General features: G+C 37.7%; 3 protein-coding genes. All 3 read right to left on the reverse strand.

Features of this window, described 5'->3' with window-relative positions; genetic code table 11:
• Window positions 1-147 precede the first annotated feature (147 nt).
• Entirely contained in the window at window positions 148-2,496 is a 2,349-nt protein-coding gene (locus BA768_RS17610) for a choice-of-anchor L domain-containing protein (protein WP_065721833.1), read from the reverse strand.
• A gap of 124 nt (window positions 2,497-2,620) precedes the next feature.
• Window positions 2,621-6,235: a choice-of-anchor L domain-containing protein gene (locus BA768_RS17615; protein ID WP_065721831.1), complete on the reverse strand. Its 3,615-nt coding sequence runs from the start codon at window positions 6,233-6,235 to the stop codon at window positions 2,621-2,623.
• Window positions 6,236-6,402: 167 nt separating this feature from the next.
• The gene (locus BA768_RS17620) at window positions 6,403-8,769 is read right to left on the reverse strand and encodes a choice-of-anchor L domain-containing protein (RefSeq protein ID WP_065721832.1); all 2,367 of its coding nucleotides are present in this window, start codon (window positions 8,767-8,769) and stop codon (window positions 6,403-6,405) included.
• Window positions 8,770-9,011: the final 242 nt, after the last annotated feature.

The raw sequence follows: 9,011 nt of genomic DNA on the forward strand, positions 1-9,011 counted from the left end.
ATTGGATTTTTCAATTTTATTCTTCGAGTTTTTCAAAAAATTATATTTTTCAAAAAATAAAACCTGAAAAAAGATTTTTTTTTCAACTCAACACGAAAAAAGACTGCCCTTTTGAGACAGCCTCTTTTTTTATTTTAATCTTGAGAATTATTCTCTGTTTTTCAACATAATCCAACCAGATCTGCTCATCTGAGTTTTAGACTTGTTGTATTCAAAATTGAATTTGTACCAGTAAGTCGCAGTTGGTAGTCTTTTCCCACCCACAGTACCGTTCCAAACCGGGTTTTCTTTTGTAAACTTAAATACTTCAACGCCATATCTGTCATAGATTGAGCCCGTAAAGTTTTTGAAGCTTCCTAAAGAAGTAAGATCCAATACATCATTCACCCCATCATTATTCGGAGTAATAACATTATTAATTTTTAATGTAAAGAATTCTATAGAATTACTACAGCTTGTCCCTTTGATTCTTACATGCAGCGTATAATTTGTGTTGTCTAATAATCCTGAGAAAACATTAGACTCCTGCCAAACCACACCATCAATTGAATATTCAAGAGTTTGAGGAATATTGTTGATTGTCGGATTATGCGCTGTAACGGTTAATGTCTTGTTATCATCATAACTCATATTAACGAAATAAGGCAAAGCTGCAGCCTGAACTTTCACTTTAAACTCATCCTGACAAACTCCATTATCAATTACTACACTGTAAATTCCCAACTCATCCGCAACAATTGTTTGTGTCTCTGCTCCGGTGTTCCAAAGATAAGTATAGTTTGTACCTGCTCCTGCATCTAAAACAATACTGTCACCTATACACATTTCAACATCCAATAAAGGCGAAGTAATAGCAGGAATCACCTCGATTCTTACTTTTGCAGGCTGTAAAGATTTACATCCTTTAGTTCCAACCGCATATACTTCAAAATCTGTGGATTGATATAACGTAACGGTCTGTGTATTTCCGCTACCGCCAAAGTTTGGCCATTCGTAAGTAACACCACCTGAAGCGGTAAGTGTAACAGATTCCCCTGCACAAATTCTAAACTGTGAAGCCGTAAGGTCAGCAACAGGAGTTTGCTCTTTCAACAAGGTAAGTTCAACCAATTCACTACAAAAGCCGCCGTTTGAGACTACAACATACAAAATCTGTCCGTCTGTACCGTTATAATCGTATATATTGGAAATGAAACTACCGTTTTGCGCTAACGCATCTGCCTGATTTTCGTAAAAATGGAATGTTGCAGTCAGGGCATCATTACTAATTGCCGGTTTTGTTGCATTTAAATTAAATGTATTAACATCTGGTGTAGCACATAGTAAATAGGTTCCATTATGAGCTTCAGGCGTTGTTCCGCCATTGATTTTTATGCTTGCAGATCCGGGACAAGGATTTCCAGGAATGCTTACTTCAATTTTATAATCTCCCGGCTGAATTGCTGTAATGGTGTTGGTAGTAGCATTCGGAATCGCAACGCCATTGAAATACCACTGATATACCAAATTAGGGCCACTTGTAGAAGCAGTAATCACCTGTGGTTCATTATCACATACATTAATCTCTGCAGGTAAAACAGCACCAGAAGGATCCTGTAAGTTTACACCAATATCAAAAGAGCCAGCTTCTAAGAAAACAGCTGAATCATAGCTACCGTCTCTTGCATCTGCTATTACCATTTTAATATGATAACTTTGTCCCGGTATTACCGTTGCTTCTGCAGTAAGAGGTATTGTTCTTCCGTAATAGTTCACCTGATTTGGTGGTAAAGAACCAAAGTATTGCGCATTAATAGGTCCACAAGAAAAAAGAGGATCTTGTGGTACAATATTGGTGGCAGAAACAGGTCCTGCACCACCAGGTAAAACTGCTAAGTTTGTATATGTAGATCCTGCTATATTCGGTTTTAACAATAATGCAAATGCATCATCATAATTTGAACATGGGAATCCTCCGGTATATTCTTCTGAAGCAAATATATAATTAAACTTCATCTGAGTACTTGTAGGTACAAAGTCAAATTCCAAAGTGACAGCATCAAAAAGCTGCTGTGTTGTACCAATTGCCGCAACCAGATCGGGATCAGACATTGTACCCGTACTTCCAAGAAGCACATCACCAATTGCATCATTACCTGCCTGTCTTGCATAACCCGTAGTTAATACAATACCTTCATTAAAAGGGAATCCTGAAGTTGATTTATTAAAGTATCCCCAAAATCTATCGGTGTCTGACACAGGTTGATTGGGTGTAATGGTAACATTCGAAATATTAGGTGTTCCGCAAGAACCCGAAGTACCAACCAATACATCAGTAACCAGTTGAGTGGGTGTATAATTACTTTCCGGATAAGGAGGAACATTTACATCTATATAGTCACCTGCTTTTGCATTGATCGGAATGCTTTTTTTGAGGATTGGTCTTTTAGTCTGAGAATACGAGAAATTAAATAAAGTTAATAAAAAGAGTGAGAAAAGCAGTATTTGTCGATTCATAATAAATTTTGTTTCAACAAATTTATGTTTTTTATGCATATTATCTAAATAACTATAATTTTTTAACATAAAAAAATAAAGCTTCTCAATGATGAAAAGCTTTAAAAATTATTATTATCGTTTTTTACTCTCTGTTTTTCAACAATATCCATCCTGATTTCATTTCAAGTTTTTTGCTTGCAGGATTCTCCCATTGTACTCTATACCAGTAACTTGCCGTAGGAAGATTGATTCCTTTTAAAGAACCATTCCACATTGTGTTGTCTTTACTTGCTTTAAACAATTCCGCACCATATCTGTCGAAAATTGATGCAGCAAAGTTTTTGTAACCACTTATTCCGGAGAAGTCTATAAAATCATTTAAACCATCATTATTTGGAGTAATAGCATTATTTAAAACAAAAGTAAAATACTGAAGAGAAGTTGCACATTTTGCTCCTTGTGCTCTTACCACCAAATTATAATTCGTGTTTTTGAGTGCATTATAGAATATATTAGAAGCCTGCCAAGTTACTCCACCGTCAATAGAGTATTCTAAAGCTCCTCCTGTTGGATTTGTAGCTGTAATCGTAAGAGAGTTATTACTGTTGTCATAAACCACATTTGTAAATTGCGGCAAATCAGGATTTATGACTTGCGCCGTAAATAATTTTGAACAAGTTCCGTTACTGATCGTTACAGAATATGAGCCCGGAACATTTGTCGTAATTGTCTGTGTCGTTTCACCCGTACTCCAATTATAGGTATAACCCAGACCTGCTCCTGCATCAAGTGTTGCAGGATCTCCTGCGCAAACATTTACATCTGCTAAAGTTGAAGTAATCGCAGGAACGACCTCTATGGTAACTGTTGCCGGGGTCGTAGAAACGCAACCGTTTCCTCCCAAAGCAAATACCTGATAAGTGGTTGTGGTTGTAGGTGTTACTATTTGTGTATTTCCATTTCCTGTAAGACCAACCCAATTATACGTAAAACCTCCGCCTGCTGTTAAAGTAACCGGTTCACCTGCGCAAATTTTTATTTTAGAAGCAGAAAGTGTAGCTGTTGGTGGTCCCACGATCACTGTAATTGTTGCCGGTGTAGCAGAAACACATCCGTTTGCTCCAACAGCAGTAACCGAATAAACAGTAGTAGTTGCCGGTGATACAACCTGAGTGTTTCCATTTCCAGGTAAGGTTGACCAATTGTATGTAACTCCACCCGAAGCAGTAAGTGTAACCGATTCTCCTGGACAGATTTGTCCAACAGAAGTTGCCAACGCAGCGACAGGAAGAACTTTATCCTCTACAACCGTAACATTTGCGGTAAAAGTACAGGTAAGATTTCCTGGTTGGGTAATATTAGTTACCGTCAAGGTATAGGTACCGCCTGCATTTACTACAGGATTCAATGTAGTCGCTCCCGAAACAATATTACCTCCCGTTGTTGTCCATTGTATTGTAGATCCTGTAGGAATTGTTGAAGATGATGCATTCAGTGTAATCTGAGGTACTGTACAAGTTATCGTCTGTGGCGCAGCAATCGTTAAATTAGTTGGCGCTGTCGCTAATAATTGTAGGGTAACTACATAAGAACATCCTCCATTTTTCACAAGAACATAAATTGTCTGATTTCCGGTACTTGGAAAGGTTGTTGGAGCAGCAATTGTACTGGTATTACCTGCATTTGCATCCGCCTGATTTAAATAATAAGCAAAGGTAGCGGAAGGAGCTGTTGTTATCTGAGTTTGAGCTGAAGTAAGATCATAAGTGATATTTCCCGGCTGATAACATTTTAAAAGTGTTGCATTCTGTACCGTGATTGGTTGTGAAACTTCTATCGTGATTGTTGCTGGATTCGTAGAAACACATCCGTTTGCACCAACCGCCGTTACGGTATAGGTAGTCGTTGTAGCCGGAGTTACTGTTTGTGTATTACCTGTTCCTGTAAGTGGTGCCGTCCAATTATAAGTTGCTCCACCTGAAGCAGTAAGTGTAACAGATTCTCCTGCACATATTAATATTTTACTTGCAGCCAAACCAGTTGTCGGAGGTGCACTGTTACCAGCTACGGTAACTGTTGATGCACCGGTACAAACAACGTTTCCTGGCTGAAAAGTATTTGATATTGTTAAAGTATAAGTACCTGCAGCATTTACAACAGGATTCAAAGTATTACCTCCGGAAACAATATTACCTCCGGTTGTCGTCCAAGCAAAAGTTGATCCTGCCGGATAAACAGATGCAGAAGCATTTAATGTAATCTGTGAATTTGTACATGTTAATGTCGTTGGTGTAGCAATCGTAGCCGTTATTTGTGGAGCTTTAATCAATTGCAGCTCGGCAACTTTTGAGCAAAAACCATTTTTTACCAATACATAAATTGTTTGCGCTCCTGCACTTGAAAAAGTCGTAGGAGCAGAAATTGTACTTGTATTTCCTGCATTTGCATCTGCCTGATTTACGTAATACGAAAACGTTGCTCCGGATGTTGTACTGATGGCTGATTCTGCTGCCGTAAGATTAAAATTTACATTTCCAGGGCCATAACAACTGGTAAGCGTTGCATTCTGAACTGTTGGTGAAGTTCCCCCAACAATGGTAACTGTCGCCGATCCCGGACAAGAATTTCCAGGAATCGTAACCTCAACTTTATAAACACCCGGTTGAGTTGCGGTATAAGAAGCTCCTGTTGCTCCAGGAATAACTCCATTATTTAAATACCATACATATGTTGCATTCGGAATCTGAGTGGACGCGGTTAAAGTTTGAGGTGCGTTATCACAAACATTAATCGATGCCGGTAATTGAACACCACCCGGACCTAAAATCTGCACACCGATATCAAATGAACCCGCTTCTAAAAAAACACCTGAATCATATTGGTGATCCTGAAAATCTGCCAAAACCATTTTAAAATGATAAGACTGTCCCGGAACTACAGTTGCCTGCGCTGTCATCGGAATAGTTCTTCCACTGAAATTCGTTTCTATGCTTGATGTATTGTAACCTCCAAAATAAGAAGCATTCAATGCGCCGCAAATTAAAGAAGAGCCATCAAATTGATTTCCCGGGCGAATATTTTTCACACTTACCACACCTGCACCACCAGGTAATACCGCCAAATTTGTATAAGTGGAACCCGGTGTATTAGGCTTTAATAATAATGCAAAACCATCTGTAAAATTACAAGGGAAATCGCTGAAATATTCCTCCGATGCAAACAGATATCTAAATTTAACTTCAGTCGCTGTAGGAATAAAATCAAACTCTATATAACTGGCATCTTTTAAAAGGTTGGTAGAAATTCCAAGTGCTGCAGCAAGATCCGCATCTCCCTGTACAGAAAGAGGGTCACTTAGTTCTCCTGATATTAATGAGTTACCAGACTTTCTTGCATATCCTGTCGATAAAACAATACCTTTTGCAAAAGGAAAATTGGTAGTACCCTTATTAAAAAAACCCCAGCTTCTGTTTGGATCCCCTGCAGAAAGATTGGGAGAAACTACAACATTCGATACATTAGCCGTTGAGCAGGTAGAACCACCTGCAATTAAAACATCTTTTACAAGTTGAGTAATACTGTAAGCAGATTCAGGGTAAGTTGCTGTATTTACATCGATAAACGCCCCTGCCTTCATAGATTGACTTGAAGGACTTGGCAGACTTTTATTTTTTATTCTCTGCTGAGAAAAACCTAAGTTGCCAAGAAACATCAAAATCAAAACCGGAAGTAAATTTTGTATTCTGCTATTTAACATTTTAAACTATTTTCAACAAAAATACTATTTTTTTAATTTAAAATTAAAGCAAAGTTCATTTATATTGGTATTATTACAATCGTACAACCAACACATTTTCAGTTTCTTTTACATCATAACAAAAAAAGACCGAAAAATCGGTCTTTTAGAATTTATCATTTTAAATATTATTCAAAGTTTTTCAGCAAAATCCAGCCGGTTTTCACCGTAAGCTGCTTACTTGCAGGATCTTCAAATGTAACCTGATACCAGTAAGAAGCTGTTGGTAATTTTTTACCCTGGAAATATCCGTCCCAGAAAGGTCTTGTTTTTTCTGCCTTGAAGACTTCTTTTCCATAACGGTCTGAAATTACAGCCTGGAATTTATTGTATTCGCTCACACCACGGAAATCGATCAAATCATTTACATTATCTCCATTTGGCGTAATCACATTCTGCATTACAAAAGTAAAATATTCAAGGAAGCCTACACAGCTTGTTGTTTTTACTCTTACTCTTATAGAAACAATTTTATTATTTGCAACGTTGTTGAATACATTTGATCCTTGCCAAGTTAATCCTCCATCTATAGAATATTCTAAAATACCATTACTCGGATTAGACGCTGTGATGATTAAAGTACCACTTTGATTATAATCTACATTAATAATTTCCGGTACGATAGCAAGCTTTACTTCTGTAGTATATCTTTTCATACAAACTCCGTTGCTGATGTCTACATAGTAAGTTCCAGGAGTTTCAACACTGATCGTCTGAGATGTAGCTCCGTTACTCCAAGTATACGTGTAGTTTGGTCCTGCTCCTGCATCTAATATTATTCTGTCTCCTTCACAGATAAGCCCTCCTTTAAGGTTTGAAGTTATCGCCGGAACCACTTCCACGGTTACGATTGCAGGTTGTAATGATTTACATCCTTGTGCTCCGATAGCATAAACGGTATAAGTTGTGGTCTGAGTTGGAGAAAGTGTACGTACTCCGGTACTGATTGCAGAATCACTCCATTGATAGGTAGCTCCTCCTGTTGCAGTTAAAGTTATAGATTCACCCACACAAATTTTCACTTTTGAAGAGGTAAGCAGAGCAACCGGAGTGGCTTCTTTATGAAGAGTAAGTGTTACAAGTTTACTACAGAATCCGCCGTTCGAAACAACAACATGTAAAACCTGACCATCTGTACCCGGATAGGCTGCTAAACTTGCATCGGAAAGATAATTACTGTTCTGTGCCTGTGCATCAGCCTGATTTACATAAAAACGGAATACAGCCGCTGCTGTTGTACTGATTTGCGGTTTTGCATCATTTAAATTAAAAGCAATAATACTTGGCGTGGTACAAAGTTTCAAAGTAGCATTCTGTGCTGCAGGAGTTGTACCTCCAACTATAGTTACTGTGGCAGATGCAGGGCAGTTATTCCCCGGCACAACAACTTTTACATCATATTTCCCAGGTGTAGTTGCTATATAAGTTGATGATGTAGCACCATTTATTATTGCATCATTTAAATACCATTGATAAGTCGCTCCCGGAACTGCATTTAACTGTGCAACTAAAGTCTGAGGTACATTATCACATATATTTAAAGTTGAAGGCAATACGACACCGTTGCCATCTACAAGTTTAATCCCAATATCAAAAGATCCCCCCTCAATAAATACTGCTGAATCAAAGCCGTGATCTCTGTAATCTGATAATACCATTTTAAAATGATATGCCACTCCGGGCGTCACCGTTCCGACAGCAGTTAAAGGAACCGTTCTTCCATCATAATTGGTTACGATATTTGGTGAAGAATTGTAGCCTCCAAAATATTGCTCATTGATTGCAGGACAACCGAAACTACCAGGAATAAGAGGGTGAATATTTGTCATGGCAACCGGTCCGGCATTATTTGGCAATACCGCCAGATTAACATACGGACCACCCGAAACAGGTTTGATCAATAAAGCGAATGCATCGGAGTACTGACAAGGATAAGTTCCCGAATATTCTTCTGAAGCAAAAATATAATTAAATTTCACCTGATTGGAATTCGGTACAAAATCAAATTCCAACATGACGTTATCATTATAATCATCATTAGGATTCGGATTGGGTACTGCTACCAGCAAGTCCGGATCATTGATTCCCGAATTCGGAATCGTATAACTGGCTCCGGAAGCAACGTTTCCTGCTTCTCTGGCTCGGCCTGTTGTCAAAACGATTCCATCAGTAAAAGGAAAGTTTGTCGTACCTTTATGAAAATACCCCCAAAATCGATCTGTACTAGTAACCGGTTGTGCAGGAGTAATTGTCACATTTGATACATCAGGAACAGAGCAGGTAGAACCCCCATTAATGAGAATGTCTTTTACCAATTGCTCTGGAGTATAATTGGAAGGAGCATACCCTGCTGCATTTACATCTATAAATACTCCGGCTTTTTTGTTGATTTCGTTGACTACATTTTTAGGTGGTTTTCTTTGAGCAAAAATTGAAGTAGAAACAAATAATAGTACTGAAAGAAAAAGATAATTTTTTAGTCTATATTTTAACATTTTGTAATTGTTTGTTCAAAATTAGCATTTTTTAATGATTTAAAACACACCTTTACAGACATTATTGGCAGTAATATTGTAATTTGCTTAAATTCTAATGAAATTTTAATTTAAAACCCGTAGTGCATTATCACACAATAGCTATTTTAATATTATTCATTTTTCTTTTATAAACAAAAACATTTATGAATTGGATAAATGTGAGTGTCATTATTTTACTTAGTATTCTTGTTTTGAATCCA

Source organism: Chryseobacterium sp. CBo1, assembly GCF_001693475.1.
GTDB classification, from domain to species: Bacteria; Bacteroidota; Bacteroidia; order Flavobacteriales; family Weeksellaceae; genus Chryseobacterium; species Chryseobacterium formosense.